The organism is Sphingomonas changbaiensis NBRC 104936, from assembly GCF_000974765.1.
Classification (GTDB): Bacteria; Pseudomonadota; Alphaproteobacteria; order Sphingomonadales; family Sphingomonadaceae; genus Sphingomonas_B; species Sphingomonas_B changbaiensis.
On sequence record NZ_BBWU01000018.1, the window covers coordinates 1 to 25,509 of the forward strand.

28 protein-coding genes and 1 tRNA gene are annotated in these 25,509 nt (G+C 68.2%); 2 read left to right on the top strand and 27 right to left on the bottom strand.

Annotation, left to right across the window (positions count from 1 at the left end; all coding sequences use genetic code 11):
* Positions 1–95 precede the first annotated feature (95 nt).
* From SCH01S_RS04125 to SCH01S_RS04215, 19 genes are all read right to left on the bottom strand, one after another.
* A complete protein-coding gene (locus tag SCH01S_RS04125; protein WP_046347521.1) occupies positions 96–623 on the bottom strand; it encodes a DsbE family thiol:disulfide interchange protein in 528 nt (175 codons plus the stop codon).
* On the bottom strand, positions 620–2,545 hold the full coding sequence (locus SCH01S_RS04130) for a heme lyase CcmF/NrfE family subunit (RefSeq protein WP_046347522.1): 1,926 nt from the start codon (positions 2,543–2,545) through the stop codon (positions 620–622). Before SCH01S_RS04130 ends, SCH01S_RS04125 begins: the two co-directional genes overlap by 4 nt.
* Entirely contained in the window at positions 2,542–2,988 is a 447-nt protein-coding gene (gene ccmE / locus SCH01S_RS04135; RefSeq protein ID WP_046347523.1) for a cytochrome c maturation protein CcmE, read from the bottom strand. Before ccmE ends, SCH01S_RS04130 begins: the two co-directional genes overlap by 4 nt.
* Positions 2,985–3,188 (bottom strand): heme exporter protein CcmD, encoded by a 204-nt coding sequence (locus tag SCH01S_RS17405; protein WP_046347524.1) that lies wholly within the window; start codon positions 3,186–3,188, stop codon positions 2,985–2,987. The genes ccmE and SCH01S_RS17405 overlap by 4 nt, the downstream gene beginning before the upstream one ends.
* Positions 3,185–3,901, bottom strand: a complete 717-nt coding sequence (ccmC, locus tag SCH01S_RS04145) for a heme ABC transporter permease CcmC (RefSeq protein ID WP_046347525.1) — start codon at positions 3,899–3,901, stop codon at positions 3,185–3,187. The genes SCH01S_RS17405 and ccmC overlap by 4 nt, the downstream gene beginning before the upstream one ends.
* 211 nt (positions 3,902–4,112) lie before the next feature.
* Positions 4,113–5,159: a Glu/Leu/Phe/Val family dehydrogenase gene (locus SCH01S_RS04150; RefSeq protein ID WP_046347526.1), complete on the bottom strand. Its 1,047-nt coding sequence runs from the start codon at positions 5,157–5,159 to the stop codon at positions 4,113–4,115.
* Positions 5,160–5,188: 29 nt separating this feature from the next.
* Positions 5,189–5,265: transfer RNA gene (locus tag SCH01S_RS04155), tRNA-His, on the bottom strand.
* Positions 5,266–5,332: 67 nt separating this feature from the next.
* Positions 5,333–5,983: a type II secretion system protein N gene (gene gspN / locus SCH01S_RS04160; protein ID WP_046347527.1), complete on the bottom strand. Its 651-nt coding sequence runs from the start codon at positions 5,981–5,983 to the stop codon at positions 5,333–5,335.
* Positions 5,983–6,450, bottom strand: coding sequence for a type II secretion system protein M (locus SCH01S_RS04165; RefSeq protein ID WP_046347528.1), 468 nt, complete (start codon positions 6,448–6,450; stop codon positions 5,983–5,985). Before SCH01S_RS04165 ends, gspN begins: the two co-directional genes overlap by 1 nt.
* Positions 6,447–7,520 carry a type II secretion system protein GspL gene (gspL, locus tag SCH01S_RS04170; RefSeq protein WP_046347529.1) on the bottom strand — a complete coding sequence of 358 codons (1,074 nt, stop codon included), beginning with the start codon at positions 7,518–7,520 and terminating at the stop codon, positions 6,447–6,449. The genes SCH01S_RS04165 and gspL overlap by 4 nt, the downstream gene beginning before the upstream one ends.
* Positions 7,517–8,488: a type II secretion system minor pseudopilin GspK gene (gspK, locus tag SCH01S_RS04175; RefSeq protein ID WP_046347530.1), complete on the bottom strand. Its 972-nt coding sequence runs from the start codon at positions 8,486–8,488 to the stop codon at positions 7,517–7,519. Before gspK ends, gspL begins: the two co-directional genes overlap by 4 nt.
* Entirely contained in the window at positions 8,485–9,057 is a 573-nt protein-coding gene (gspJ, locus tag SCH01S_RS04180; protein ID WP_046347531.1) for a type II secretion system minor pseudopilin GspJ, read from the bottom strand. Before gspJ ends, gspK begins: the two co-directional genes overlap by 4 nt.
* On the bottom strand, positions 9,054–9,413 hold the full coding sequence (gene gspI / locus SCH01S_RS04185) for a type II secretion system minor pseudopilin GspI (protein ID WP_245612153.1): 360 nt from the start codon (positions 9,411–9,413) through the stop codon (positions 9,054–9,056). Before gspI ends, gspJ begins: the two co-directional genes overlap by 4 nt.
* A complete protein-coding gene (gene gspH / locus SCH01S_RS04190) occupies positions 9,400–9,879 on the bottom strand; it encodes a type II secretion system minor pseudopilin GspH (protein ID WP_046347533.1) in 480 nt (159 codons plus the stop codon). Before gspH ends, gspI begins: the two co-directional genes overlap by 14 nt.
* A complete protein-coding gene (gene gspG, locus SCH01S_RS04195) occupies positions 9,854–10,282 on the bottom strand; it encodes a type II secretion system major pseudopilin GspG (protein ID WP_046347534.1) in 429 nt (142 codons plus the stop codon). Before gspG ends, gspH begins: the two co-directional genes overlap by 26 nt.
* Positions 10,282–11,499: a type II secretion system inner membrane protein GspF gene (gene gspF / locus SCH01S_RS04200; RefSeq protein ID WP_046347535.1), complete on the bottom strand. Its 1,218-nt coding sequence runs from the start codon at positions 11,497–11,499 to the stop codon at positions 10,282–10,284. Before gspF ends, gspG begins: the two co-directional genes overlap by 1 nt.
* 113 nt (positions 11,500–11,612) lie before the next feature.
* Positions 11,613–13,169: a type II secretion system ATPase GspE gene (gspE, locus tag SCH01S_RS04205; protein ID WP_084689387.1), complete on the bottom strand. Its 1,557-nt coding sequence runs from the start codon at positions 13,167–13,169 to the stop codon at positions 11,613–11,615.
* Positions 13,166–15,406 (bottom strand): type II secretion system secretin GspD, encoded by a 2,241-nt coding sequence (gene gspD, locus SCH01S_RS04210; RefSeq protein ID WP_046347536.1) that lies wholly within the window; start codon positions 15,404–15,406, stop codon positions 13,166–13,168. The genes gspE and gspD overlap by 4 nt, the downstream gene beginning before the upstream one ends.
* Positions 15,403–16,242 (bottom strand): type II secretion system protein N, encoded by an 840-nt coding sequence (locus SCH01S_RS04215; RefSeq protein ID WP_046347537.1) that lies wholly within the window; start codon positions 16,240–16,242, stop codon positions 15,403–15,405. The genes gspD and SCH01S_RS04215 overlap by 4 nt, the downstream gene beginning before the upstream one ends.
* 138 nt (positions 16,243–16,380) lie before the next feature.
* Here SCH01S_RS04215 and SCH01S_RS04220 point away from each other — a divergent pair, with 138 nt between their 5' ends.
* Positions 16,381–17,022: a prolyl hydroxylase family protein gene (locus tag SCH01S_RS04220; protein WP_046347538.1), complete on the top strand. Its 642-nt coding sequence runs from the start codon at positions 16,381–16,383 to the stop codon at positions 17,020–17,022.
* 94 nt (positions 17,023–17,116) lie between these two features.
* Here the strand turns inward: SCH01S_RS04220 and SCH01S_RS04225 are convergent, their stop codons facing one another.
* From SCH01S_RS04225 to SCH01S_RS04245, 5 genes are all read right to left on the bottom strand, one after another.
* Positions 17,117–17,803 carry a PEPxxWA-CTERM sorting domain-containing protein gene (locus SCH01S_RS04225; protein ID WP_046347539.1) on the bottom strand — a complete coding sequence of 229 codons (687 nt, stop codon included), beginning with the start codon at positions 17,801–17,803 and terminating at the stop codon, positions 17,117–17,119.
* 217 nt (positions 17,804–18,020) lie between these two features.
* Positions 18,021–18,659, bottom strand: a complete 639-nt coding sequence (locus SCH01S_RS16915) for a PEPxxWA-CTERM sorting domain-containing protein (protein ID WP_217995409.1) — start codon at positions 18,657–18,659, stop codon at positions 18,021–18,023.
* 192 nt (positions 18,660–18,851) lie between these two features.
* Complete coding sequence (locus tag SCH01S_RS04235) at positions 18,852–19,637, bottom strand: LysR family transcriptional regulator (RefSeq protein WP_046347541.1); 786 nt, start codon at positions 19,635–19,637, stop codon at positions 18,852–18,854.
* Positions 19,634–20,032 carry a Co2+/Mg2+ efflux facilitator ApaG/CorD gene (apaG, locus tag SCH01S_RS04240; RefSeq protein WP_046347542.1) on the bottom strand — a complete coding sequence of 133 codons (399 nt, stop codon included), beginning with the start codon at positions 20,030–20,032 and terminating at the stop codon, positions 19,634–19,636. Before apaG ends, SCH01S_RS04235 begins: the two co-directional genes overlap by 4 nt.
* Complete coding sequence (locus SCH01S_RS04245) at positions 20,029–21,234, bottom strand: trans-sulfuration enzyme family protein (protein WP_046347543.1); 1,206 nt, start codon at positions 21,232–21,234, stop codon at positions 20,029–20,031. The genes apaG and SCH01S_RS04245 overlap by 4 nt, the downstream gene beginning before the upstream one ends.
* A gap of 164 nt (positions 21,235–21,398) precedes the next feature.
* Between SCH01S_RS04245 and SCH01S_RS04250 the strand changes: the two genes are divergently transcribed.
* Entirely contained in the window at positions 21,399–22,622 is a 1,224-nt protein-coding gene (locus tag SCH01S_RS04250; protein WP_046347544.1) for a glycosyltransferase family 39 protein, read from the top strand.
* On the opposite strand, the gene SCH01S_RS04255 is transcribed toward SCH01S_RS04250, so the two are convergent.
* From SCH01S_RS04255 to recO, 3 genes are all read right to left on the bottom strand, one after another.
* A complete protein-coding gene (locus SCH01S_RS04255; RefSeq protein ID WP_046347545.1) occupies positions 22,619–23,716 on the bottom strand; it encodes a glycosyltransferase in 1,098 nt (365 codons plus the stop codon). The genes SCH01S_RS04250 and SCH01S_RS04255 overlap by 4 nt on opposite strands.
* Positions 23,713–24,756 (bottom strand): 3-isopropylmalate dehydrogenase, encoded by a 1,044-nt coding sequence (leuB, locus tag SCH01S_RS04260; protein ID WP_046347546.1) that lies wholly within the window; start codon positions 24,754–24,756, stop codon positions 23,713–23,715. Before leuB ends, SCH01S_RS04255 begins: the two co-directional genes overlap by 4 nt.
* Positions 24,757–24,844: 88 nt before the next feature.
* Positions 24,845–25,429, bottom strand: coding sequence for a DNA repair protein RecO (gene recO / locus SCH01S_RS04265; protein ID WP_046347547.1), 585 nt, complete (start codon positions 25,427–25,429; stop codon positions 24,845–24,847).
* Positions 25,430–25,509 lie beyond the last annotated feature (80 nt).

Here is a 25,509-nt window from a genome sequence, read left to right on the forward strand (position 1 = left end):
GCGAGCGGCAGCGAGCCCTATGCCGAACCGGCCCCTCCACCAGCCTTCGGCTGGTCCCCCTCCCCGTTCCGGGGAGGATTTAGGGAGGAAGCCCCTCACTTCGCCTTCTCCAGCTGCGCCAGAATCTCCGGCACGTCCTCCGGCCGGATGTCGCCGATATGCTGGTGGCGGATCACGCCGTTCGCGTCGACGACGAACGTCTCCGGCACGCCCGACGACCCCATCGCCAGCTGCACGCGCGAGGCGGTGTCGGAGCCGATCTTGTCATACGGATCGCCGTTGCGCGCGAGGAAAGCGGCGACGTCCTCGGGCCGGTCGCGGATCGCGATCGCGTCGATCGTCACGCCCTGGTTCTTCAGCTGCATCAGCACCGGCGCTTCGGCGATGCAGGGAATGCACCAGCTGGCAAAGATATTCAGCAGCCTGGGCCCGCCCCCCCGCAGCTCCTTGCTGGAAAAGGACGTGCGGCCCGGCGCGCCGGCGGGAAGATCGAAAGCCGGGACCGGCTTGCCGATCATCTGCGAGGCGATCTGGTGATTGTCGGGCTTGATCAGCCCGAACGCGACCACGCCGAAGAAGATCACGAAGCCGGCAAGCGGCGCCCAGAGCCAGAAGCGCTTCATGCCCAGGCAATCCGCTCCTGATAGCGCCGCTCGCGCCGCACACGGCCGAGCAGCGACAGCGCGCCGCCGATCGCGACCAGCGCGCCGCCGGCCCAGATCAGGGTCACGAACGGCTTCCACCATAGCCGCAGCTGCCAGCGCCCATCCTCGTCCTGCTTGCCGAGCACGGTGTAGAGCTGGCCATCCCACTTGGTCGAAATGGCGGACTCGCTGGTCTCGGTCGGCGGATTGGGCCAGCTGCGCGATTGCGGCTTCAGCACAAAGGGCGTGCCGCCGTTTCGGGACGCCGTCAGCGTCGCTTCGAGGGCGGTCCAGTTCGGTCCGGCGACGGGTTCGATGTCGTCCAGCCGCACGCTGAACGGGCCGACCTGCTTGGTCTCCCCCACCTTCGCGGCAACCAATGTTTCCTTGGTGAAGGCGCTTTCGCAGGCCATGCCCGCCAGGCTGACCGCGATCCCGAGATGGGCGATGACCATCCCGTAGGTGAACAGCGGTGTGCGCTTGAGATTTCGGCCCCAGAGCGGCGCCAGGCTCGCCGCACCGACGCCGATTGCGAGGATCAGCCCCAGGGTGGGCAGCACGCCCATCGGCGGCGCCACGAGCACGACGAGCAGCAGCACGATCGCGGTGCCGAGGATCGGCAGCGCCATGCGGTTCAGCACCGTCTTGAGCTGGTCGCGGCGCCAGCGCATCAACGGACCGGCGGCCATAATGACGACCAGCAGCAGCGCCAGCGGTCCGGCCGCGCTGTTGAAATAAGGCGGCCCGACCGAAAGCTTCTCGCCTGACACGGCTTCGACAAAGAGCGGATACAGCGTGCCGACGAACACGATGCCCAGTATCGCCGTCAGCAGCAGGTTGTTGACGACCAGCGCGCCTTCCCGGCTGACCGCCTCGAACTGCGCGCCTTCCTTCACGGTCGATACGCGCAGCGCGAACAGCGCCAGCGCGCCGCCGATATAGATTGCGAGCAGGGCCAGGATGAAGCTGCCCCGCTCCGGATCGACGGCGAAGGCATGGACCGAGGTCAGGATGCCCGATCGCACCAGGAATGTGCCGACCATCGACATCGAGAAAGCGACAACGGCGAGCATCACCGTCCAGGCGCGCAAGGAGTCGCGCGTCGCCAGCACCGTCACCGAATGGAGGAGCGCGGTCGCCGCCAGCCACGGCATCAGCGAGGCGTTCTCGACCGGGTCCCAGAACCACCAGCCGCCCCAGCCAAGCTCGTAATAGGCCCAATAGCTGCCGGCCGTGATGCCCAGCGTCAGCAGGATCCAGGCGCCCAAAACCCAAGGCCGCATCGCCCGGGCGAACGCGGCGTTCACTTCGCGTGTGACCAGTGCGCCGACAGCGAACGAAAAGGCGACCGACAGGCCGACATAGCCCAGGTAGAGCGTCGGCGGGTGGAAGGCGAGGCCCGGGTCCTGCAGCAGCGGGTTGAGCCCCTGCCCGTCCGCCGCCGGGAAAGGCAGCCGCTCGAACGGGTTCGACGAGAACAGCAGGAAGGCAAAGAAGCCGAGCGCAATCGCCGCCTGCGCGGCCAGGGTCGCGATCAGCATCCGTTTCGAAACACGGTGTTCGAAGATCGCGACCGCCGCGCCGGCGACGCCCAGGATCGTCACCCACATCAGCATCGAGCCTTCGTGGTTCCCCCAGGTGCCCGCGAATTTGTAGAGCAGCGGCTTCATCGAGCTGCTGTTGGCCGCAACCAGCTTCACCGACATGTCGGACGTCACGAACACCGCGATCAGCGCCGCGAAGGCGAGCAGGGTCAGCAGCCCCTGCACGATCGCGACCGGACGCACGATCGCGCCGGCCTCTTCACGGCCCGGCGTCAGCGCCACGGCACCCATCACCAGCTGCAGCAGCGCCAGCGCCCCCGCCAGCCAAAGCGCGGCAAGTCCTCCTTCCGCGATCATCGCGCCAGCGTCTCCGTCTTGTGCTCTTGCCTGCCGTTCTTCCGCGCAAGCTCGGGCGGCATGTAGCGCTCGTCATGCTTGGCGAGGATGGTATCGGCGACGAACAGGCCGTTATTGTCGAACGCACCTTCCGCCACCACGCCGCTATTCTCCTTGAACAGATCGGGCGGAATGCCGCGGAAGCGCGCTTTGGTCGTTGCCGGCCCGTCAGCCACGACGAAATCGATCGTGACGCCGTCCGGCTGCTTCACGATCGAATGATCGGCCACCATTCCGCCCAGCCGGATATGCTTGCCGGGCGGAACCGGGTTCTTCTGCAAATCGGCGGGCGAGTAGAAATAGGACGCCTGGTCCTTCAGCGCCGAGGCCGCGAGCAGCCCCGCGCCGAACAGCGCCGCCAGCGCAAGCAGCGCGAGCGTCAGGCGTTGGTGCTTTGCTTTCACGGCTGTCGAGCCACCTTGACTCCGTTCGTATCGAGCGCAGTCGAGATACGCTTCTCGACTTCGCTCGAAGCAAGCGGCTTTGAGAGTGCGCTCGCCTGTTTTTCCGCCCTGCGCATGCGCAGCCAGCTCACCAGCGCAAGCCCCGCCATGCCGCCGACCGTCAGCGCGTACGCGGCAATGATGTAGGGCCAGTGGCTCATGCCGTGGTGAGCCTCCGGAGCCGCGCCTCGACCTTCGCCGAGGCAAGCACGGTGCGCATCCGCATGAGGACGATCGCCCCGAACATCAGGCTGAAGCCCAGCGTCGTGAACGCAAGCGGCCAGAGGATTTCGGGAGCGATCGTCGAGCCCTTGAGCGTGATGCTCGGCCCCTGGTGCAGCGAGTTCCACCACACGACCGAGCGGTTGATGATCGGCACGTTGACCGCGCCGATCAGGCCGAAGATCGCCGTCGCCTTCGACACGCTCACCTTTTCGTCGCTCGCATTCGCCAGCGCGATATAGCCGAAATAAAGGAACAGCAGCACGAGCATCGACGTCATCCGCCCGTCCCACTGCCACCAGGTGCCCCAGGTGCGGCTGCCCCAGATCGAGCCGGTGACGAGGCAGATGGCGGTGAACAGCGCACCCGGCGCAGCGATCGCCCGCGCCGCCACGCCGGCCAGCGGGTGGCGCCAGACGAGCTGCGCCAGGCTCGCCACCGCCAGCCCCATCCAGCCGCCCATGCCGAGCCACGCGGCCGGCACATGGACGTACATGATGCGCACGCTTTCGCCCTGCAGATAGTCGGGCGGCGTCAGGAACAGCCCGGCGTAGAAGCCATAGCCCGACAGCAGCGCGCCAAGCCACAACAGCCATGGCGTCACCGGGCGGGCAATCGACAGGAATCGGGTCGGGTTGGCGAACGCGTGCATGGGAACGGGCGGGTTCTAGCGTGGCAAAGTGTCGAGGGGAACGACGAAGATTCCCCTCTCCCTGCAGGGGAGAGGGCGACTCGCGCCTGCGGGCGCGAGCGGGGAGAGGGTTCCCGGGCTCCGAGCAGCAGGCCCGACCACCCTCACCTAGCTTCGCTAGGCAGCAAGCTGCCAAGCTACGCTGTTCCTCTCCCCTCAAGGGAGAGGAAATTCACCCCCGCCCGATCAGCCTTTGCGCAATCCGGTCGGCCACGCGCGCGGCGGCGTCGCCGGTGTTGGCGCTTTCGGCCCAGACCTGCTCAAGCCGATCCGGGATCAGGCGGATCCGCGAGCGGACTTCCGCCTCGTCGCCCCGGCCGAGATATTCCAGGCCGACATTGATGATGCCGCCTGCGTTGATCACATAATCGGGCGCATAGAGAATGCCGCGCTCATGGATGCGGTCGCCATCCTCGGGCGTGGCCAGCTGGTTGTTCGCGCCGCCCGCGACGACCGGCGCCTTCAGCGCGGCGATGCTCTGCTCGGTCAGGATCGCGCCCAGGGCATTGGGGCTGATCACGTCCGCTTCGACGCCCAGGATTTCATCGGTCTCGACGGCCTTGCCGCCCAATTCCTTCGCCAACGCCGCCGCGCGATCGCCGTTCACGTCGGCAAGGGTCAGCTTCGCGCCTTCCTGCGCCAGCAGCCGCGCGAGGCCGCCGCCGACGCTGCCGACGCCCTGGATCGCGACGTGGACGCCATTGACGCTGTCCTTGCCCAGACCCCGCTTGACCGCAGCCTTCACGCCCAGAAACACGCCATAGGCCGTGAACGGGCCCGGATCGCCGCCGGCAGACCCTTGCGCAACCGGAAGGCCGGAAACGAACTTCGTCGCCTTCGAGATCGCGACCATGTCGTCGGTCGAGATGCCGACATCCTCGGCGGTCAGGTAGCGGCCGCCGAGCGAGTCGACGGCCTTGCCGAACGCCTCCAGCAGCGATGCGGTCTTGGTGCCCGCCGCATCGGCCAGGATCACGCCCTTGCCGCCGCCGAGCGGGAGGCCGGCCATCGCGTTCTTGTAGCTCATGCCGCGCGACAGGCGCAGCGCGTCGGTCAGCGCATCGACGCGGTTCGGATAGTGCCAGAAGCGCACGCCGCCCATTGCCGGGCCAAGCGCGCTCGAATGCACGGCGACAATCGCCGTCAGGCCGCTCGCGCGGTCCCGGAACAGGTGCACGCCTTCATGGTCGTCGAAATCGGGAAGGTCCCAGGCTGTCACGGAGATACCCCTGAAAAGACTAAAGAAACTGGGGCGATCGACGGGGATTGAACCCGCAACCTCTGGTACCACAAACCAGCGCTCTAACCAATTGAGCTACGATCGCCGTGACGGCGGAAACCGCGGCCGCGCACATAGGTGCCCGACCGTGCGGGCGTCAACACTTATCCCGGTCAGAAACGGCCGTGGAGCGTCGCCGGCGCGCCGGCGCGGGCATTCAGCCGGGCCTCGTAGCGGCCGTCCCCGAATATGCGGACCGCAAGTCCCTCGGTGCCGGGTCCGCTGGCAAGCGGCAGCAGCAGCGCGCCGCCGTCGCAGCGGACGGACCCGCTCAGGGCCGCCGGCAGGTCGAGCCCGGCGACATCGCCTGACAGGTTGGCGCGGACCTGGCCCTCCGCCCGGTCGCATTGGTCGTCGCGGAACACGACGGTCAGGTCGGTCAGGTCGAGCGACGCGACCGGCAGCGATCCGAGCGAGTCGATCGGGATGGTCCCGGTCACCGATTCGACCGAGCGGCGGTGACGCCCGATCGCCACGGCACCGGCAAGCCGATCGGGCGCGTCGCTTGCGCGCGCGACCTCGATCCGCGCGCGGCCGAGCAGCAGCGGCACGGGCGAGAGGCGCGCGTCGAGATCGCCGAGCGCGGCAGGCCCGATCCGCGCTTCCTTCAAATGGCCGGCCCAGATCGATCCGGTCGCCTCGCGCGCGCTGAGGCCGCTGTCGACGGCACCCAGCACCAGACGGAGCGGCAGGAACGCGAGGACCGCGAACGCGAACATCGCCGTGAAGAGCACCGTGCGGCGCATCGGCAGCAGGATGCGCATCAGGCGCCTCCCGTCAGCGTCGCGTCAACCGCGAGAGTCGGATCGCTGTTCGCACGAGCGGCCAGCTGCTCGACGACGATGCCGCGCGCCTCCAGCGATGCGATCCACGCGAAGAACGGCGCCGGCCGCGCCGAGGGGATCGAGACGGTGACGCGCCGATCTCCCTGCGGCGAAACGATCGCATTGGCGAAGCCGGCATCGTTCGCGGCCTGCGTGACGACGCTCGCCAATGGGCCCGGCAGCGCGACGGCGGGCCCGCGCCTCAGCGCCGCAGCGCCGCCCCTCACCTCGCCGAGACGCACCACGGCTTGCTGGTGCCGCGCACGCGCGTTCGACAGCGCATCCTGCAAGGGGCGGTAGATGCCGAGCCAGAGGATCGTGACGGCAAGCAGCGCAAACATGACGAGCAGCAGCCGTTGCTCGCGCCGGGACCGCGCGCGCCACCAATCGAGGAACTGCGCCGTCATCGGCGGCCGATCCTGAACTCGCCGCGAATGCGGCCGCCTTGGCTGGTGAACGGGGTCGCCTCCACATCGAGCCCAGCGGCCCGAATGCGCGACCGCAGCGTTTCGGCCTCCGCCGCGCCGGGCGCGAGCACCGTCGCGCGCAGCAGCCCGTCGGCGTCAAAGGTCAGGCTCGACAACTCGACATTGGGCACCGCCTGCACCGCGGCGATCACCGCGCCCGCGGTGGCCGTAAAGCCTAGACCGGCCCCCTGACGCGCGGCCCGCCGTGCCTGCAGTGCCCCAACCGCGTCGGGGCCGCCGTCCGGCACGACCGTGCGTGCGACTGCCTGCGCCTCCGCGTCGAGCCGATCGGCGCCAAGCCCGTAGCGGACGATCTGGACGATCGCGATCAGCAATGTCACCGCCGCAACAGCACCGCCCAGCTTCGCCAGGCGGCGCACCAACGGCCAGTCGATCTGGAACCGCCGCCGTTTCGCGAATGCTCCCTGGCGGAGATCGAGCTCGGGCGCGCCGAGGCCGGCCAGCACCAGCGGCTCGGGGTCGACATCCTCGACTGGCGCATCGCCGACCAGCAGCTCGGTCAAGCCAGCTTCCTCGGCAAAGGCGGCGCTGCGGCTGCGCAGCACTGTCTCGGCGCCGATCGTCGCGCGGACGAAGCCGCTGTCCGGGCGCGGCAGCAGCAGCGCTGCCGGCAGGATTGCATCCGGGTCGATGCCGTGGGCCTGAAGCGATTCGAGCCACGCCTCGATCCGGCCGTTGCCAATCACGGCCACGCTGCGGTCGCCGCCATCGGCCTCGCCGACTGCGACATGCTGCGTCTCGATCGGGGCGACGCTGGTTTCCGCCACCAGCAGCCGCGCGGCGGTCCGGGCCTGCGCCGTCGCGAGGCTGCCAAGCTCGGCGACGTGGATGGTCATCGCTTCGGCGGGGGCGATCGCGACGACATGGGCGGGCAGAATGTCCGGCAGGACAGTCTCGGCATCCCCCCGCGCGACGACCTCGCCGCCGTCCGCGATCCACCAGCCGTGCAGCCGGTCGTCGGGGGCGATGAACAGGATCAGCGTACTCACGCGCCGTCTCCCCAGCTGCGGCGGACAAGCCGCGCCGGTTGCACGGTCGCCTCGATCAACGCGGTTTCGTCGACCTCGCTGTCGCCGAGCCGGACGTGGAGATCGAGCGCGAACCAACGCGTGCGCACGCCCGTCTGCGCCTCGACATCGCCGCCCGGCGCCATTCCTGCGAGCGACGAGGTGCGCCAAAACGCATAGCCGCTCTCATACCCTCCTGCAGGACGACCGATCAGCAGCGCCCGCGCGCGATCGGCTGAAAGTTTGTCGGGCAGCAGCATGGCGAGAAGCGGGGCCTGCTCCGGGGTAAGGGTGTTGACGTTGATCGGCGACAGGTCGGTCACCGGAAGCGCGCAGACCCAGGGTTTGAGCTTGTCGTATATCTCGGGCGTGACTCCGGCAACCGCGCGCAGCTCGCTCGAATCGGCGACCAGCGTGTTCGCCGTCTTGTAGGGCGTCGGCCCGCCGGCATAGGCGGCGTCTTCGGCCCCTTGCGGCAACGGGAAGCTGTCGCTGTCGATCCAGTCGGCAAGAGAGGCAGCGACATGCTCCGCCTCGCCCTGGCCTATGCCCAGGATCTGCATCAGTGCTTCGAATTGAGCGATCCCCGCCGGGCGCGCCATCAGCCTTTGCCCGGCCTGGCCGACGGCGACGCTGTTCAGGTTAAAGCAGTTGCCGCCGTCGTGCACCACCACGCTCGCCGTGCCGCCGGGCAGCGGCAGGCTCGTTTCGCGCTCCGCCCAGCCGACCGGGGTGCGCGCCGGATCGGCGTCGACCAGCGCACCGATGCGGGTGACGGCGATATCCTCCGCGGCGAGCGCGTAGCTGCGCGCCTGGTCGATCGCGCCGGCGTTGGCGGCGATGCGCGTCGACAGCCGCAGCCGCTCCAGCGCCGACGCCGCGAGCACGGCCATGACCGAAACCAGCATCAGCACCGTCAGCAGGGCCGCGCCGCGTTCGCCCGGCTTCATGCGCCCACTCCCACCAGGAACAGGTAGCGCATTTCCGGGCCCTGCACGGGGCGCACGATCATCTCGACGGCGCGCGGCAGCAGGTCCGGGCGGATCGGGTCCCAGACCTCGCGCCAGCCGTCCTTCGAGCGATAGCGAAGCGTCACCGCCGCCACGCGGTCGGCCAAAGTGACGGGCGCGCCGGGCTCGGTCCCGTCGAGCATCGGCCAGGTCTGCCGGGTCAGCCGACCGCCTTCGAAAGCGTACGCGACCTTCTGCAGCGACGGCCGGGCCGGATCGTCCAGCGGATCGAGCCCGGCGCGGACGAGCGTGAAGCCGCCGGCGCCGCCGTCGAAGGCCTGCACCGCGTCGCCGGCCTGGTTTCGTGTCACGCGCGGCACCGCTTGTCCGGTATCGGAAGCGATCAGCGCCTCGATCCGCCGCTCGGACGCCATCGCCTCCAGCCGCGTCTTGGTCGCCGCCTGCGCATCGACGCTGAAGCGCAGCAGCCCGACGCCGGCGGCCGCGATCATGCCGAAGATCAGCAGCGCGACCAGCATCTCCACCAGGGTAAAGCCGCGCTGGTTCATATGGCCGGCCTCACGATCGTGAGGACAGATGGAGTGCGGCTCGTCGCGACGCTGATGTCGACGCGGACCAGCCGCTGATCGGGCGTGCGGCTGGTCAGGCGCGACCAGCGCCAGCGACGGCCGCCATTGACGGTCTCGCCCGCGCTCGCCCCGAGGGGCGGCGGCGCGGGATCAGTCAACATCTCGACCGCCAGGTTGCGCGCGACCAGCTGGGCCATCATGCGTTCGTCCAGCTCGCCGGTCTGGCGGACGGTCGCACCCTCCAGGCGCAGCAGCGCCAGCGCGGCGAGGCTGAACACCGCCAGCGCGACCAGCATCTCAATCAGAGTGAAGCCGCGCTCGTCACGCCCCGACACGGACCCCTCCATCGGCCGCAATCGCGACCCGCACTTGCTCGCCGTTGCGCGTGAGCGTGATCGACGCCGGTGCGCTCGGCTGGCCGGTCGCGTCGAAGGCGGTGCGGATCGTGCCGCCCTGCCCGACCAGCGCGGCCGTGCCGCTGCTCCATGGCTGCGATCGGAATTCACGCTCCGGGATCGGCGTCCAGGTGCCGCCCTGCCGGCGATCGAACGCATAGCCTTGGGCCGTCACCCGCACCGCGACCGGGCGCCCCTCCAGAATCGCAAGGTCGCGCGCCGCAACGGTGCGCGCCGCGAACCGCTCGGCTTCGTTGGACAGTCGCCCGCGGGGATCCGGCATCGCCATCAACACGCCCGCTGCGACCAGGCCCATGATCGCAAGCACGATCATCAGCTCGATGAGCGTGAATCCGTTGCCGGACTGACGGCGCGAACGCCTATTGCCAGTTGCCGATATCGGCATTCTCGCCCTCGCCGCCTTCTTTGTCGTCGGCGCCGTAGGAGAAGACGTCGAACGCGCCGTGCTGGCCGGGATAGACATAGCGGTACGGGTGACCCCAGGGGTCGTTCGGCAGCCGCTTGATATAGCCGCCCTGGCGATAGCGCTGCGGCTGGGCGGCCCCCGGCGGCGGCGCGACCAGCGCCTGCAGGCCTTCGGTGCTGGACGGGTAGGTCAGGTTGTCGAGCCGGTACATCTCCAGCGCCTGCTCGATCGTCGCGATGTCGGTCTTGGCCTTGGCGGTGTTGCCCTTGCCGAGCGCGGGCAGCACGTTGATCGCGACGATCGTCGCCAGCAGGCCAAGGATCACGATCACGACCATCAGCTCGACGAGCGTGAAGCCTGCCTCTTCGTCGGAAATCATCATCACGCGCCTGCCAGTGTTTCGAGCTGAAGAATGGGAAGAAGGATCGAGAGCACGATGGTCGCGACCATGCCGCCCATCACGACGATGATCGCGGGCTCCAGCAGCGACAGCGCGGCGGCGGTGAAGCTGTCGAACTCGCGTTCCAGATAGTCGGCCGCGCGCTCCAGCATCGTGTCGAGCCGGCCCGAGGCCTCGCCGCTGGCCGCCAGATACACGAGCAGCGGCGGAAACACGCCGGCGCGCCTCAGCGCCGCCGACAGGCTGCCGCCGCCCCGGATCGCCTCGACGATGTCCTCGGACGCGGCGCGGAGCGCGCGGTTGTGGATTGTCCCCGCGGTCAGCGCGACGCCCTCCAGCAGCGGCAGGCGCGACGAGACCATCGTCGCAAGCGTCCGCGCCATTCGGGCGGCATGAAGGTCGCGGATCAGCCGCCCGACCAGCGGCCAGCGCAGCAACCATGCGTCGAAGCGCAGCCGCACGGCCGGGTCCTTGAGCGCGCGCCAGAAGACCAGCCCCGCGACGCCCGCGACGATCAGCATCGCCCACCACCAATGGACCATCAGGCTCGACACGCCGATCACGATCCGGGTCAGCAGCGGCAATTGCTGGCCGACTGTCTCGAACTGCTCGACGACCTTGGGCACCACGAACATCATCAGCGCGGCCACGACGAACAGCGCGACGAGCGCCAGCACCGCCGGATAGGCCATTGCGGTCAGCACTTTCGAGCGGACCTGCGCCTGGCGCTCCATCAGGTCGGCGAGGCGCTCGAGGATCGTCGGCAGCGTGCCTGAGCTTTCGCCCGCGCTGACCATCGCGCGGTAGAGCGCGGGGAAACTCTTCGGCTCGCGCGCCATCGCTTCGGACATGCGCCGGCCTTCGAGCACGCCGGCATGCACCGCGCCGGTGATCGCGCGGACATGCGGCTTTTCGGTCTGCCGCGAGATCGTGCGCAGCGCTTCCTCAAGCGGGCTGACCTGAACCAGCGTCGCGATCTGGCGCGTGAACAGCGTCAGCTCCTTGGCGGTCAGCTTGCGCCGGCCGAACGACAGCAAGGCCCTCGCCGGCTTCGGCGCGCCCGATCCCGGCTCGATCCGCACGACATACAGCTTGCGCGTATCGAGCCGCGCCCGCGCATCCTCGATCGTCGGCGCCGCCACCGATCCCCGCCGCTCGCCGCCGCGCGTGTCGATCGCGAGATAATCGAAATCAGGCATGGTTGGATGCCGAAAGGAATCGCTCGTCCCGAGCGAAGTCGAGGGGCGCTGCTCGGACTCTGTACACGCGCCCCTCGACTGCGCTCGGGACGAGCGAGCTCAAGGTTCTGCAATCACGCATCCACCTGCTCCCGCCGTGTGATGCGAACCGCTTCCTCCGGCGTGGTCTCGCCCGCAGCCACCAGCGCGCGCGCGGCCGCGGCGAGGCTCGGCGCCTTGGCAAAGGCGTGGCGGGCGATCGCGCTTTCGTCGCCGCCTTCGTTGATCAGCCGCCGGATCGTGTCGTCGATCCGCACGGCCTCGAACACCCCGACGCGGCCGCGGAACCCGGTCTGGCCGCAGGCGTCGCAGCCGCCCGGCTCGTACACGATTGTCCCCGGCTGAAGCCCGAGCAGCCGCGCCGCCTGCTCGCTCGCCGGCTCGGCGAGCCGACATTCGGGGCAGAGCCGCCGCACCAGCCGCTGCGCAATCACCGCACGCAGCGTCGAGGCGAGCAGGAACGGTTCGACCTTCATGTCGCGCATGCGGGTGATCGCGCCGACCGCGTCGTTGGTGTGGACGGTCGACAGCACCAGATGGCCGGTCAGCGACGCCTGGACCGCAATCTCGGCGGTCTCGCGGTCGCGGATTTCGCCGACCATCACCACGTCGGGGTCCTGGCGCAGGATCGCGCGCAGGCCGGCGGCAAAGGTCAGGCCGACTTTCGGGTTGACCTGGGTCTGGCCGACGCCCTCGATCGCATATTCGACCGGGTCCTCGACGGTCAGGATATTGCGGCTGCCGTCGTTCAGCAGGCGCAGGCTCGAATAAAGCGTGGTCGTCTTGCCCGAACCGGTCGGCCCCGTGACCAGGATGATGCCGTTGGGCTCGGCCAGCGCGTCGTGCAGCACCGCCTCGGCCGTGGGCGACAGGCCAAGCACGGCGAGGTCGAGCCCCGCATTCTCCTTGTCCAGGATGCGCAGCACGACGCGCTCCCCGGCGCGGCTGGGCAAAGTCGAGACGCGGACGTCGAGTAATTTGCCGCCCAGCATAAGCGAAATGCGCCCGTCCTGCGGCACGCGGCGCTCGGCGATGTCGAGGCGCGCCATCACCTTGATGCGGCTGACCAGCACCGGGGCGACGTGTGCCGGCATGCGCAGCGTCTCGCGCAGCACGCCATCGATGCGCATGCGGACGATCAGCCCGGATTCGTAGGGCTCGACATGGATATCGGACACGCCCTGCCGCACCGCATCGGCGATGACGCCGTTGATCAGCCGGATTGCGGGCGCGTCGTCGGACGAATCGAGCAGGTCGTCGGCGGTGGGCAGGTCGCCCGCGATCAGCGCGAGATCGTCGCCGAGCCCGAGCGAACCTGCCGCAGCAGCCGCCGCCTCGCCGCCAAGGGCGTAGCGATCCGACAGCAATTTATCGAACGCGGCCGCCGACACGGATTCGACCGCCATCGCCTGGCCGAGGTGCCGGCGGACCTCGAGCAGCGCGCGCGGATCGCTGCCTTCGCGCAGCGCCACGCGGAAGCGGTCGCCGTCCGGTTCGAGCAGGACCACGCCGAACTTGCGCGCGAAGGCATAGGGCACGGTCACGATCGGGATCGCGCTACCGCTGTGCTCCGGCGGAGGCCGGAGCCCCAAGGTTCCGGCCTCCGCCGGAACACTGTGGAGTTCGCTCATTTCTTCCGCTCGCGCGGTGGCGGCGGCACCGGCTGGATCGTCGTGGTTGAGCTGTGCACTTCGGGCACGATCACCTGCGGCGCCGGCAGCGGCGGGGGCGTGCTGCCGGGAAGGTCGACAGGCGGGACGGGCGGCTCTGCACCCATATACTCCCGAACCAGTTCGTCGATGCTCGGTTCCTGATCCGGACGCTGCAGCAACTGCTCGCTGCGCACATAGCCATAGCGCCGCTCCGCCAGCGCGCGCGCGTCCGCCGCGGAGCGCAGGATCGTCGGGCGGATGAAGACCATCAGGTTCGTCTTCTGCCGCGACTTGGATCGCGACTTGAACAGCTCGCCGAGCAACGGAATGTCGCTCAGCAGCGGGATCCGCTCCAGCGTGCGGCGCTCATTATCGTCGAGCAGGCCGCCCAAGGCGATGATCTCGCCATTGTCGACCGTCACGGTCGTCTCGATCTCGCGCTTGTTGAGGATCAGCTCGCTATTGTTGCTGGAAACGGGACCGGCGATCGAGCTCACTTCCTGCCGCAGCTGCAGCTTGATCGCGCCGCCTTCGTTGATCTGCGGCCGGACCTGCAGCTGGATGCCGACATTTTCGCGCTGGATCGTGCGGAAGGCGTTGTCGAAATTGTTGGAAAGCGCCTGCCCCGTGGTGATCGGGATTTCCTGGCCGACCAGGATGCGCGATTCCTGATTGTCGAGCGTCACGATCGACGGCGTCGACAGGATGTTGGACGTGCTGTCCGACCGGACCGCGTTGATGATCGCGCCGAAGATGCCGTCGCGGCCGATCGTCGTCGCAAAGCCGCCGATGCCGCCGGTCGCGCCGAGGATCGAGTTGACTGCCGCCTGTGCGAGCTGGTCGGCCGCCGCGCTGTTGCTGGTGGTCGTCGTGGTCGAGCCGTTCACGACAGTAGTCGTCGTATTGAGCTGCCGCGCCCCGACCGCGCCGGCGATCGTCAGAATATTGGGCTGGGCATTCGAGTAATTGGTGACGGCGAACGGAATGTTGCTGCCCGGCTTGCCGCCGAGAAGGAACTGGACGCCCAACCGCTTGGCAAGATTGTCCGAAATCTCGACGATGATCGCCTCGACCAGCACCTGATCGCGGCGCACGTCTAGCTGGCGGATGACCTCGCCCAGGGTCCGTTGGGTCTCGGCGGCGGCGGCGATGATGATCGCGTTGGCGCCTTCGAAGCGCGTCACGATCGCCTGGTTGCGGCCGATGATGCTTTCGCCATTGGACGGCGCCGCCGCCCCGCCCTGGATCGCGACCGGCTCCGGCGCGACATTGATGACCGGCGCCGCGTTCATCGCGTTCGAGCCCGCCATTCCGCCGCCGAATGCCGATCCGCCGCGCGGATTGACCGGGGTAAGGCCGCGTGGCGCCGCCGGCTGGGTCACAGGCTGCCCGGTCAATTGCTGGAGCACCGGCAGCAGCAGCTCGGCATCGGCGTTCTGCAGCCAATAGACGCGAACCTCGGTGCCGTTGGCGGCGCGCTTGTCGAGATCGCGTGCGATCGCCGCCAGCCGCGAGACCGTGCCCGGATCGCCGCGCAGCACGATCGAGTTGGAGCTGTCGACCGCGACGATGCTGGCGGCCGCGTTTGCCGCCGCCCCGCCCGGCGCGCCGCCGACCAGCTGCCCGAGCGATTGGGCGACCTCGCGCGCGCCGGCGTTCTTCAGCGCCACCAGCGTGGTCGCGGCATTGTCCTGGTCGATCCGGCGCAGCACTTCGCGGACGCGACGGACATTGTCGCCGAAATCGACCACGACCAGCGAATTGCCGGCGCGATTGGCGGTGACCGATCCCTGCGGGCTGACCAGCGGCCGCACCGTCTCGACTGCGCTCGGCGCGTCGATCGAGCGCAGGCGGAAAATCTCGGTCACCAGCGCATTGGAGGCGCCCGGCCGGCCGACCCGGCTCGGCTGAGTCGCCGCGCCTTCGAGCGGCTGGACGCGGAACGCACCGCCGGGTGCGGGCACCGCGACCAGCCCGTTCGCGCGCAAGGTGGACAGGAACACCTCGAAATATTCGGAGCGGGAGAGCGGCCGGTCGGTGACGACCGAGACCTTTCCCTGCACCCGCTGGTCGATGATGAAGGTGCGGCCCGTCACCTTCGCCGCGTCCTGGATGAAGGCGCGAATGTCGGCGTCGCGGACGTTCAGGCTGTATTGCGCAGCCGCAGGTCCTGCGACGGCAAGCACGATGGCGGGAAGAAGGAACTGACGCATCATTGTCCTGAAATGCTGATCGCGACGGGAATGATCTGTGCGCCCCGTTCGATGCCGATCGAGAGATTGCCGCCGTTGGCCAGGCCGGCGGCGGCACGTTGAAGATCGTCGAGGCCGCCGACCGGGCGCCCGGAGACCTGAACGACGATATCGCCCGGCTGCAGGCCGAGCCGAGCCAGGAAGGCGGGATCGCCGCGCGGGACCAGTCCAGTCACCCGCCCGCCCGCCTGGCGCGGCGCAAGTGTCAGGTTCGACCGAAGCTGCGACAGGGTGACTGTGCCGGGCGCCGCCGTTTCACCGGCCGGCGCGCTCAGCAGGCCGGTATTGGCCGGTGCGGGGGCAACCGGCGCGGCGACAGGGGCCGCGCCCGATTGGTCGAGATACAGCGTTTCGTCCGCCCCGCCCCGCGCGATCACCACGCTGTCATAGCCGACCGACTTCAGGATCACGCCCGGCTGGATCGCCTCGCCGACCGAATAGCTGGTCTGCACATTGTCCGGTCCGGCAATGATCGCGGCGCCCTGTCCGGTCGCTTCGTTCACCCGCACGCCGAACAGCTTCAGTTGCAGGGACGTGACCACGGCCGGGGCCCCGCCGTTGCCGAGTCGGAAGAACGGGTCGAACCCGCTCGCCAACACGGCCCGCCCGCTCACCGCGTCCGGCCCCGCAGCCGGTCGCCAGTCTCCGAGCGGGCCGAGCGGCGTCACGATCGCCCAGAACAGCCGCGCGCACTGGATCGCCAGCAAGGCCATCAGCGCCAGCTCGATAAGGCTCAGCAGGCTGGACCGGGGCAGGCGCCGGAGCAGTCGCCAGCGGCGCGGATCGATCGCGAGACGCATTTACTCCCCCCGGCCCGGCTGCATGGGCGAATGACGCTCCTGGATGCCTTCGTGACAGTTTCGCGCCCCAGAGTCACGCTTGACGCGCGCCGCCCAAGCATCGCACTTCGCAAGGGATTATACCGGGGCCGGAACCGCATGGACAATCCCTTCGACCAGATGGTCATCGACAGCCTGATGAGCCAGCCGGGCATCCAGCGCGTGCCGACCCCGAAGCTGACCCTGTTCGTCAAGCGCGGCTTCCTCAGCCCGGACGAATGCGCGGCCGTGATCGCGCGGATCGACGGCAATCGCCGGCCATCGACGCTTGCCAACTACAATGGCGATGCGGCCTTCCGGACCAGCGAGACCTGCGACCTCGACGCCGACGATCCGGTCGTCGCCGCGGTGGATCAGAGGATCGCCGCGTTTTCGCGCCTCGATCTGGCCTATGGCGAGCCGATGCAGGGCCAGCGCTACGAAGTCGGCCAGGAGTTCAAGGCCCATACCGACTATTTCGAGCCGCAAAGCGTCGATTATGAGAAATACACCAGCGTCGCCGGCCAGCGGACCTGGACGGTGATGATCTACCTGAACGAGGTCGAGGCCGGCGGCTCCACTCGCTTCAAGGCGATCGACAAGATGGTGCAGCCGGAAACCGGCAAATTGCTCGCCTGGAACAATCGCCGGCCCGACGGCAGTCCCAATCCGTCGACAATCCATCACGCGATGAAGGTGCGCGCCGGCCAGAAATATGTCGTGACCAAATGGTTTCGCGAGCGTCCCTGGGGCTGGGCCTAGCCTGGACGCCCCTGCCGGGAGCGGATTTCCGATCCCTCTCAACGAAAAAGGGCGCCCCTGCGGACGCCCTTTTCCTTGTCGCTGGACGACGTCCTCAGGCGAGGACGCTGCGCACCCGGCTCTTGCGGCGCACGGCACCGCCGAGCATGCCGAAGCCGGCCAGCATCATCGCCCAGGTCGCCGGCTCCGGAACGGTCGGCGCGAAGGTGATGCCCTGCAGCGACGAATCGTCCAGCACGCCGAAGCTGCCCGCCTTGAACGCGAAGGCATTGGTGCGGAAGATGTAGGTCGCGCTGTTCTCGGTGCCGATCAGACCGTTGGCGCCCGCACCCTGGAAGTTGGTCTCGATGACGGTGCCGTTGAAGCCGCGGCTGACGCGGGTGGTCGAGCCGCCGGCAGGCACCGGGTTGTTCACGGCCTTGAACGCGCCCGTGCCGTCCGGGTCGCCCGCGCTCACCAGCGCATCGACCAGCCAGCCGTTGAACGAGCCGACGGTGAACTTGGTGATCTCGTGATCATTGTCGGCGCTGTTCGAGCCGAGGCCGGTGCGCTCCACCTGATAATAGAAGTCGAGCTTGCCGGACGTGTTGCGGTACACCGCCGAGCGGAAGATCGCGGAGAAGGTCTGCGCCTGCCCCTGAACCTCGCTGAACGCGATCCGCGTGCCCTGGGTGTCGAACTGGAAGTTCGAAAAGCTCTGATTCTGGGCGCCGGGCAGCAGCACGGTCGCGCTCGCCGGCATCGCCACCAGAGCGGCGGCGCAAAGCAACATCTTCTTCATGGAGTAACCCCCTACGCTTAAGCAAATTTACCGGACCGACACGCCCGATTTCTTTTTCGCATGCGCTGACTACCGGCGCCGTAACGATCGCGAAAGTGTTAAAACGCGTTTACCAGTCCCGATCTGGAACAGGCTCACTTCCGCCGCATTCGAGCGCAGACGCCTGCAAAGAAAAGGGCGGCCGAAGCCGCCCTTTCCGTCATCCCAGGCTGAAAGCTCAGGCGAGCGCCCGCCGCGGGCGGCGGCTGCGACGAGTCGCCAGGCCGGCCAGCGCAAAGCCGCCGATCATCATCGCCCAGGTCGCCGGCTCCGGCACCGTCGGCGCGAAGGTCGGGCCTTGCAGCGCCGAGCCGTCGATCACGCCGAACGTGCCCGACGTGAACGCGAAGGCGTTGGTGCGGAAGATGTAGGTCGTGCTGTTTTCTGTTCCGACCAGGTTGTTCGCGCCGAAGTTGACGCCCATCACGTTACCGTCGAACGAACGGTTCGCAGTCGACGTGAAGGTGCCGGGATTGTTGGCCGCGAGGAAGCCGCCGGCTCCATCGAAATCCGTCCCGTCACGCTGCGCGTCGACAATGAAGTTGCCGTAATTCGCAGCCGTGAACGACTGGATGGGATTGCTGCTCGCGGTGCCGCCACCCGTGCGTTCGACCTGGTAATAGAAATCGAGATGGCCAGTCGAATTCCGATACACGGCCGAGCGGAACTTCGTCGCGAAGGTCAGCGCGGTGCCCGTGGTTTCGGAATAAGCAAGCAAAGTCCCCCGATCACCCGAGAACGGATCGATCGTTGCGGGCGGGTTGGGGAATTGTCCGGCCCCAGGAAGCACGACAGCCGCATGAGCTGGCAGTGTCATGAGAGCCGTAGCCGCGAACAAAGCTAACTTCTTCATAGGAACCCCCTTCCTAGAATTACGTCTCACTTGCGACGGTAGGTCAGTCCTCTTTGCAAGGCTTCTGTTCGGTCCCCACCATAACCCGGATTCGCGCGTTCGCAAAGCGGTTAATGGCGGATTAAACGTTCTCAAATTGAGACGGTTCGTGCGCCCTCATGCCGCAAGCTGCTCGACCAGCCTCTTCACCTTGGCCTGGCGCCACTGCGGCGTCGGCGCGACCAGCCAATAGCCGAGTCCCTGGTCGACGCTGTCGCCGACGCTACGCAAGGCGCCCGAGTCGAGTTCGCTGCGGACCAGCAGTTCCGGCACCAGCGCGCGCCCGAGCCCGCGCGCCGCGGCGTCGATCGCGAGCCCGGCGTCGGCGACTCGCAACACCGGATCGGGCGCCGCATGGCCGGGCCACGCGATCCAGCGCTCGCTCTCGCCCGCCTGTCCGGCAACCTTGCAGAAATCCGTGCCGCCGACGCGCACGCCCTCATGCTCGCCCTTGTCGACCATCAGGCGGATCGCGAGATCGAGATTGGCTTCAGTGAAGTCGATCGGCTCGTCGGCGGCGATCAGGTGAAAGCGCAGCTCCGGATCGCCCGCGGCGATCGCCGACAGGCGGCCGGCCAGCCAGCGCGCCGTCAGGTCGCGCGGCGCCGCGATCGTCAGCACCTTGGACGACTGGCCCGACTGCATCGCGCGCACCGCGTCCTCGAAGCACAGAAAGCCGTGCCGCAACGCCTCCAGCCCGGCCTCGCCTTCCGGCGTCAGCTCAAGCCCGCGCGCGGTGCGGCGGAACAGCACGACGCCCAGCGTGTCCTCCAGCGCGCGAATCTGCTGGCCGACCGCAGCCGGCGTCACCGCAAGCTCGTCCGCCGCGCGCGTGAACGACAGATGCCGCGCGGCCGCGTCGAGCACGCGCAGGCCGTTCAGCGGCAGGTGCGTCCGCTTCACGCCTGCACCGCCGGCGCAATCAGCGGGAATCGGGGAATGGCGATATCGAACATCGACCCGTCCTCGCCGATCATCCGATAGCTGCCGCGCATCTGCCCGGTCGGCGTGGAAAGAGGACAACCCGAGACATAATCGTACGATTCGCCGGGCGCGATCACCGGCTGCTCGCCGACGACGCCTTCACCCTGCACTTCGTGGCGCGCGCCGCGACCGTCGCTGATGATCCAGTGACGCGTGAGCAGCTGCACCGTCATCCGCCCTTCGTTCTCGATGCGGATATGATAGGCCCAGAACCAACGCGCCTTGGCCGGGTCCGACTGTTCGGGCAGGTAGCTGACCGACACGCGCACGGTGACGCCGCGCGTGGTCTGGGCGTGGGGAAACAGCGCCTTCACAGCCCCGCCGCGTTGAGCGCGCGGTCGAGATCCTCGATCAGGTCCTGCGGGTCTTCCAGGCCGACGTTCAGCCGCAGCATGCCTTCGGTGATGCCCATCGAATCCCGGACTTCCTCGCTGACGCCCATGTGCGTCGTCGACGAAGGGTGCGTCATCAGCGAGCGCGAGTCACCGATGTTGTTCGAAATGTCGATCAGTTCCAGCCCGTCGAGTAGCGCGTGCGCTTCACGCCGGTCGCCGACGAAGAAGGACAGGATCGTGCCGCCTGCCGTCATCTGCCGCATCGCAAGCTCGTGCTGGGGATGGCTCGCCAGCCCGGGATAAAGGACGCGCGGCACGCGGCTTTCGAGGAAGCCGGCGACCTGGAGCGCGTTCCGGCACTGGCGCTCGGCGCGGATATCGAGCGTCTCCAACCCTTTCAGCACCACCCAGGCGTTGAACGGCGACAGCGTCGGCCCGGTGTTGCGTACGAACGGCAGCAGCACGTCGTTCACGAACGCCTCCGTCCCGCAGACTGCGCCGGCAAGCACCCGCCCCTGCCCGTCCATCAGCTTGGTCGCGGAATAAGCGACGACGTCCGCGCCGAACGCCATCGGCCGCTGCAGCGCCGCTGTCGCAAACGCATTGTCGACGACGCTGGCGATGCCGTGCGCCTTCGCGATCCCGCAGACCGCCGCGAGATCGACGATCTCGAGGGTCGGATTGGCGGGCGTTTCGAAGAAGAAGACCTTGGTGTTCGGCCGGATGGCTTTTTCCCAGCCGGGCGTATCCGACCCGTCGACGATCGTCGCCTCGATGCCGAAGCGCGGAAGCAGGCTGTCGGTCAGCCAGCGGCACGACCCGAACATCGTGCGCGCCGCGACCAAATGATCGCCGGCCGACAGCTGACAGAGCAGCGCCGCGGTCATCGCCGCCATGCCGCTCGCCATCGTCCGCGCGGACTCGGCGCCTTCCAGCAGCGCGATCCGCTTCTCCAGCATCTCGACCGTCGGGTTCTGCAGCCGGCTGTAGGTCATGCCCTGCTGCTCGCCGGTGAACCGCGCCGCGGCCTGGCCGGCCGAGTCATAGGCATAGCCCGACGTCATGAAGATCGCTTCGGACGTCTCGCCGAACTCGGAACGCGCGGTCCCGCCCCGCACGCCCAAGGTTGCCGGCCGCCAATTCGCGGTGATGCTGCGATCCTGTCCCGTGCGCCTCTTCATGCGCCGCGCTTTGCAAGCTTCCGCCTTCGCGCGTCAACCGGAGCAAGCAAAACTAAACACCGGTTCGGGCTGAGCTTGTCGAAGCCCTCCCTTTCCCTTTAGCGTCGGCGAACGAAGAAGGGAGGGCTTCGACAGGCTCAGCCCAAACCGGTGGGGAGAGTCTGATGGGGGCAGTGGCAGCATGGCTGGAACGCCTCAGTCCGCTGCAAATGGCGCTGCTGCTGGCGCTTCTCGCCGAATTGCTGTTCGCGGTGCACGTGAACCAGCCGACCAAGCTGATGTTCGACGAGATCTACTACGTGCCCGCCGGCCGCGACATCTTCAACCTGGTGGGCCCCGCGAACGAAGAACATCCGTTGCTGGCGAAATGGCTGATCGGCCTTTCGACGGCGCTGTTCGGCGACAATTCCGTTGGCTGGCGGGCGCTGAGCACGGTCGCGGGGACGGCGACGGTGCTCGCGATCTACGCGATCGCGCTGCGGCTGTTCGCGGACGTGCGCACCGCCGCCACTGCGGGACTGCTCGCGATCCTGAACCAGATGCTGTTCGTCCAGGCGCGAATTGCAACGCTGGACGTGTTTGCTGGCGCGTTCCTGTTCGCCGCCATTGCTGTCCTGGCCTGGGGATATGGCCGATCACACCCGCGCCGCTGGCTGATCGGCGCGGGCGTGTGCATCGGCCTTGCCGTCGGGTGCAAATGGAGCAGCTTGCCGTTCGTCGCGCCGCTTGGCCTCGCCGTGTTGTGGGGCTGGCGCAGGGACTGGTTGCGCGCCGGCCTCACCTTCGGCCTGGCAGCCCTGCTTGCCTATGCCGTCACCTTCGCCCCAGCCTTGTTCTACGCGACCGATCCGCTGAAGCTCGACCAGCTCCTCGCCTGGCAGGCGCACATGTACGATCTGCAGACGCGTCCGCTGGCGCACCACACCTATCAGAGCGAGCCGTGGCAATGGCCGCTGATCACGCGGCCGATCTGGTATCTTTACGAGCCCGTGGCAGGCGTGAAGCGCGGCGTGCTGCTGGTCGGCAACCCGGCAATCATGTGGGGCGGGCTCGTTGCGCTCGCTGCCTGCCTTTGGGATGGCATCAAGGAGCGCAATCCCGGCCTGCTGATCGTGAGCGGCCTGTACATCTTCTCGCAGGGCATCTGGACGGTGATCCCGAAGAAGATCGGCTTCTATTACTATTATTATTTCCCCGGCCTGTTCCTGACGCTGCTGCTGGCCGCGGCATTCCATCACAATTACCGCCGCGAGGAGCGCTGGATTCCGGCAGCCTTCCTGGTGCTGAGCTTCGGCCTGTTCGCCTATTTCTACCCGATCATCTCCGCCGCGCCGCTGCCGAACGACCGCGCGTTCGAGCATTGGATGTGGCTGTCGACCTGGCCCTAATATCTGCCCCAGGTGAAGCGGGACGAGAGTGCGTAATTCCACACCGCGGCGACCAGGATCCCGGACAGCGCCGACACCGTCGCATAGGCATAGCGTTCCTCGAACAGGAACGCGGCGACACCGACATTGGCGAGCGCGCCCACCGAGCAGACCGCGCAAAAGCTCAGCCAACCGCGAACCAGCGCCCGCGCGCCGTGCAGCCGTCGGTCGCGGTAGGTCAGCGCATTGTTCAGGAAGAAGTTGAAGGTCATCGCGCCCAGCGTCGCGAGGGTCTGGGCCGGCAGGAAGGTCATGCCGGCGAGGCCGTAGAGCAGCCCCAGCAGGCACATATGCACGACCACGCCGATGCCGCCGATCACGGCGAACATCGCAAAGCGCGTCGGCACATAGCGGCCGAACACCCGGTCATAAAGCGCGATCAGGAATTCGAGCGCGACGACATGGTCGAGCTTCGATTCGCCGACTTCGCGGCGGTGGAATTGCAGCGGCACCTCCGCAAAGACCAGCGGCCGCCGCGCCGCCGTCAGCACGTCCAGCAGGATCTTGAAGCCGATGCCGGACAGGCGTGGCGCCAGCTCGCGGAAACGCGCCGCCCGGATCATGAAAAAGCCGCTGAGCGGATCGGTCAAATCGGCCTTGAGCACCAGCTGCGCGATCCGGCTCGCGGTTTCCGACTTGGCGAGCCGTTCCTGCTCCCAATCGCCGGTCCCGCCGCCCTCGGCAAAGCGCGATGCGATCGCCAGATCGAGCTCCGGGTCGGCATCGAGCGCCCCTTCCAGCCGGTTCAGCACTGCGGGATCGTGCTGCAGGTCGGCGTCCATGACGGCGATCAACGGCGCGCCGGTCGCCAGCATGCCTTCGATACAGGCCGACGAGAGACCGCGCCGGCCCAGCCGCTCGATCACGCGGATGCGCCGGTCCTGCCGCGCCAGGTCGCGCAGCAGCGCGGCGGTGCCGTCCGGGCTCGCATCGTCGACGAACACCGCTTCCCAGGCGCGGCCGGCCAGCGCCACATCGAGCCGGCGGATCAGCTCCATGACGTTCCCGGCCTCGTTGAAGGTCGGGATCACGATCGCCAGCTCGAGCGGCCTCATAGGTTGGCGAGCACCCGGTCGGCCATCTCGCGCGTCGAAAGCGCGCCGCCCAGATCGGCTGTGCGCGCTCCGTCCGCCAGGGCCCGCGCGACGGCGGCTTCGATGCGCTCGGCGGCCTCCGGCTGCTTCAGCGAATAGCGCAGCATCATCGCTGCCGACAGGATCGCCGCCAGCGGGTTGGCCTTGCCCTGACCCGCAATATCCGGCGCGCTGCCGTGGATCGGCTCGTACAGGCCCTTGCCGTCCGCATCGAGCGCGGCCGAGGGCAGCAGCCCGATCGAGCCGACACAGGCCGACGCCTGGTCCGACAGGATGTCGCCGAACAGGTTTCCGGTCACGATCGTGTCGAACGCCTGGGGCCTCAGCACCAGCTGCATCGCCGCGTTGTCGACGTACATGTGGCTGAGCTCGACATCCGGATAATCCGCCGCGACTTCGATCACGACGCTGCGCCAGAGCTGGGACGTCTCGAGCACATTGGCCTTGTCGATCGAGCAGAGCCGCTTGCGCCGCTTGCGCGCGGTCTCGAAGCCCAGCCGCGCGATCCGCGCCACCTCGGCCTCGTCATAGCGCATCATGTCAAAGCCTTCGCGCAGGCCCGCCTCGGTCGTGCGCCGGCCCCGCGGATCGCCGAAATAGACGTCGCCGGTCAGCTCGCGCACGATCATCAGGTCGATGCCGGCGGCGATCTCCGGCTTCAGCGCGGATTCGCCGACCAGCTCGGGAAAGGCCTTGGCAGGGCGCAAGTTCGCGAACAGGCCGAGCGCCTTGCGCAGGCCGAGAATCGCCTGCTCCGGCCGCAGCTCGCGCGGAAGAGTATCGCAATCGGGATCGCCGACCGCACCGAACAGGATCGCGTCCGCGCGTCGGGCGAGGTCGAGCGTGGCGGGCGGCAGCGGGTGGCCGCCGGCCTTGTACGCGGCGCCCCCCGCCAAAGCGCTCTCGAAACGCAGGCCGAGATCGAGGGCTTTCAACACGCGCACAGCTTCCGCGGTGACCTCGGGCCCGATTCCATCGCCAGGTAAAACAGCTATCAGCATCAACTACCCCGGTTTGGGCTGAGCTTGTCGAAGCCCTCCCTGCCTTGAATGCGCGATGCCCTAAGAAGAAGGGAGGCCTCCGACAAGCTCAGGCCGAACCGGGCGGAAGGGAGCGATTGAGCCGCTCCACAAGCCGTTCGCGTGCCGCCATCACGTCGATCCGGCGCCCGGCGAACAGGTGCGCCTCCAGCGCGCGGCCGTTTGCGCGCAGGTCGTCGCCCGGCACTGCGCCATAGCCGAGTTCGGCCAGGACCAGCTGCTCGAACCGCACCAGTCCGCCCGTCCAGCCCCGCGCGCTGGGCGCGTGCTCGATCGCGTCGAGGACACCGCCAAGGCCGTCATGCAGGCTCGGAAAGGGCTGGCCTTCCGGCAGCGCCGCCGCGACCAGCGCCGTCACCCACTCGATCGCGGCCGCCGGCAGGGGCTCGCTCAGCAAAGGCGCGCGGCTGCGGGTGAGCTCCACCGTCGCCGCAGCCAGCTGCTCCTCGACGCGCGCGCGGAATTCGGCCTGAACCAGGTTTCCCGGCACCAGCACCGGCCGCAACCGCCGCGACCGGCCGCCGCGGACATAGCCGGCCTGCAGCCCGTCCTTCGGCGTCAACGCGCGCACGATCGCGCCATGCTCGCCATGCGCGCGGACGGCGACAATGATCGCGGGGGTGGTGATAATCATGCAGCAGCACCTCTCCCCTGTGGGGAGAGGTCGAGTCGGCGTAGCCGACCGGGTGAGGGGGTACGGGATTCGATCGACAG

Bases quoted from the DNA above. Each gene is read 5' to 3' on its own strand.
- SCH01S_RS04255 (WP_046347545.1), bottom strand. From the start codon at position 23,716: ATGAGGCCGCTCGAGCTGGCGATCGTGATCCCGACCTTCAACGAGGCC.
- SCH01S_RS04220 (WP_046347538.1), top strand. From the start codon at position 16,381: ATGGACAATCCCTTCGACCAGATGGTCATCGACAGCCTGATGAGCCAG.
- SCH01S_RS04250 (WP_046347544.1), top strand. From the start codon at position 21,399: ATGGGGGCAGTGGCAGCATGGCTGGAACGCCTCAGTCCGCTGCAAATG.
- ccmC (WP_046347525.1), bottom strand. From the start codon at position 3,901: ATGCACGCGTTCGCCAACCCGACCCGATTCCTGTCGATTGCCCGCCCG.
- SCH01S_RS04215 (WP_046347537.1), bottom strand. From the start codon at position 16,242: ATGCGTCTCGCGATCGATCCGCGCCGCTGGCGACTGCTCCGGCGCCTG.
- SCH01S_RS04245 (WP_046347543.1), bottom strand. From the start codon at position 21,234: ATGAAGAGGCGCACGGGACAGGATCGCAGCATCACCGCGAATTGGCGG.
- SCH01S_RS04225 (WP_046347539.1), bottom strand. From the start codon at position 17,803: ATGAAGAAGATGTTGCTTTGCGCCGCCGCTCTGGTGGCGATGCCGGCG.
- recO (WP_046347547.1), bottom strand. From the start codon at position 25,429: ATGATTATCACCACCCCCGCGATCATTGTCGCCGTCCGCGCGCATGGC.
- gspG (WP_046347534.1), bottom strand. From the start codon at position 10,282: ATGATGATTTCCGACGAAGAGGCAGGCTTCACGCTCGTCGAGCTGATG.
- gspE (WP_084689387.1), bottom strand. From the start codon at position 13,169: ATGAGCGAACTCCACAGTGTTCCGGCGGAGGCCGGAACCTTGGGGCTC.
- SCH01S_RS17405 (WP_046347524.1), bottom strand. From the start codon at position 3,188: ATGAGCCACTGGCCCTACATCATTGCCGCGTACGCGCTGACGGTCGGC.
- SCH01S_RS16915 (WP_217995409.1), bottom strand. From the start codon at position 18,659: ATGACACTGCCAGCTCATGCGGCTGTCGTGCTTCCTGGGGCCGGACAA.
- SCH01S_RS04165 (WP_046347528.1), bottom strand. From the start codon at position 6,450: ATGACGGCGCAGTTCCTCGATTGGTGGCGCGCGCGGTCCCGGCGCGAG.
- gspF (WP_046347535.1), bottom strand. From the start codon at position 11,499: ATGCCTGATTTCGATTATCTCGCGATCGACACGCGCGGCGGCGAGCGG.
- gspH (WP_046347533.1), bottom strand. From the start codon at position 9,879: ATGCCGATATCGGCAACTGGCAATAGGCGTTCGCGCCGTCAGTCCGGC.
- leuB (WP_046347546.1), bottom strand. From the start codon at position 24,756: ATGCTGATAGCTGTTTTACCTGGCGATGGAATCGGGCCCGAGGTCACC.
- SCH01S_RS04125 (WP_046347521.1), bottom strand. From the start codon at position 623: ATGAAGCGCTTCTGGCTCTGGGCGCCGCTTGCCGGCTTCGTGATCTTC.
- SCH01S_RS04130 (WP_046347522.1), bottom strand. From the start codon at position 2,545: ATGATCGCGGAAGGAGGACTTGCCGCGCTTTGGCTGGCGGGGGCGCTG.
- gspJ (WP_046347531.1), bottom strand. From the start codon at position 9,057: ATGAACCAGCGCGGCTTTACCCTGGTGGAGATGCTGGTCGCGCTGCTG.
- gspK (WP_046347530.1), bottom strand. From the start codon at position 8,488: ATGAAGCCGGGCGAACGCGGCGCGGCCCTGCTGACGGTGCTGATGCTG.
- gspD (WP_046347536.1), bottom strand. From the start codon at position 15,406: ATGATGCGTCAGTTCCTTCTTCCCGCCATCGTGCTTGCCGTCGCAGGA.
- gspN (WP_046347527.1), bottom strand. From the start codon at position 5,983: ATGCGCATCCTGCTGCCGATGCGCCGCACGGTGCTCTTCACGGCGATG.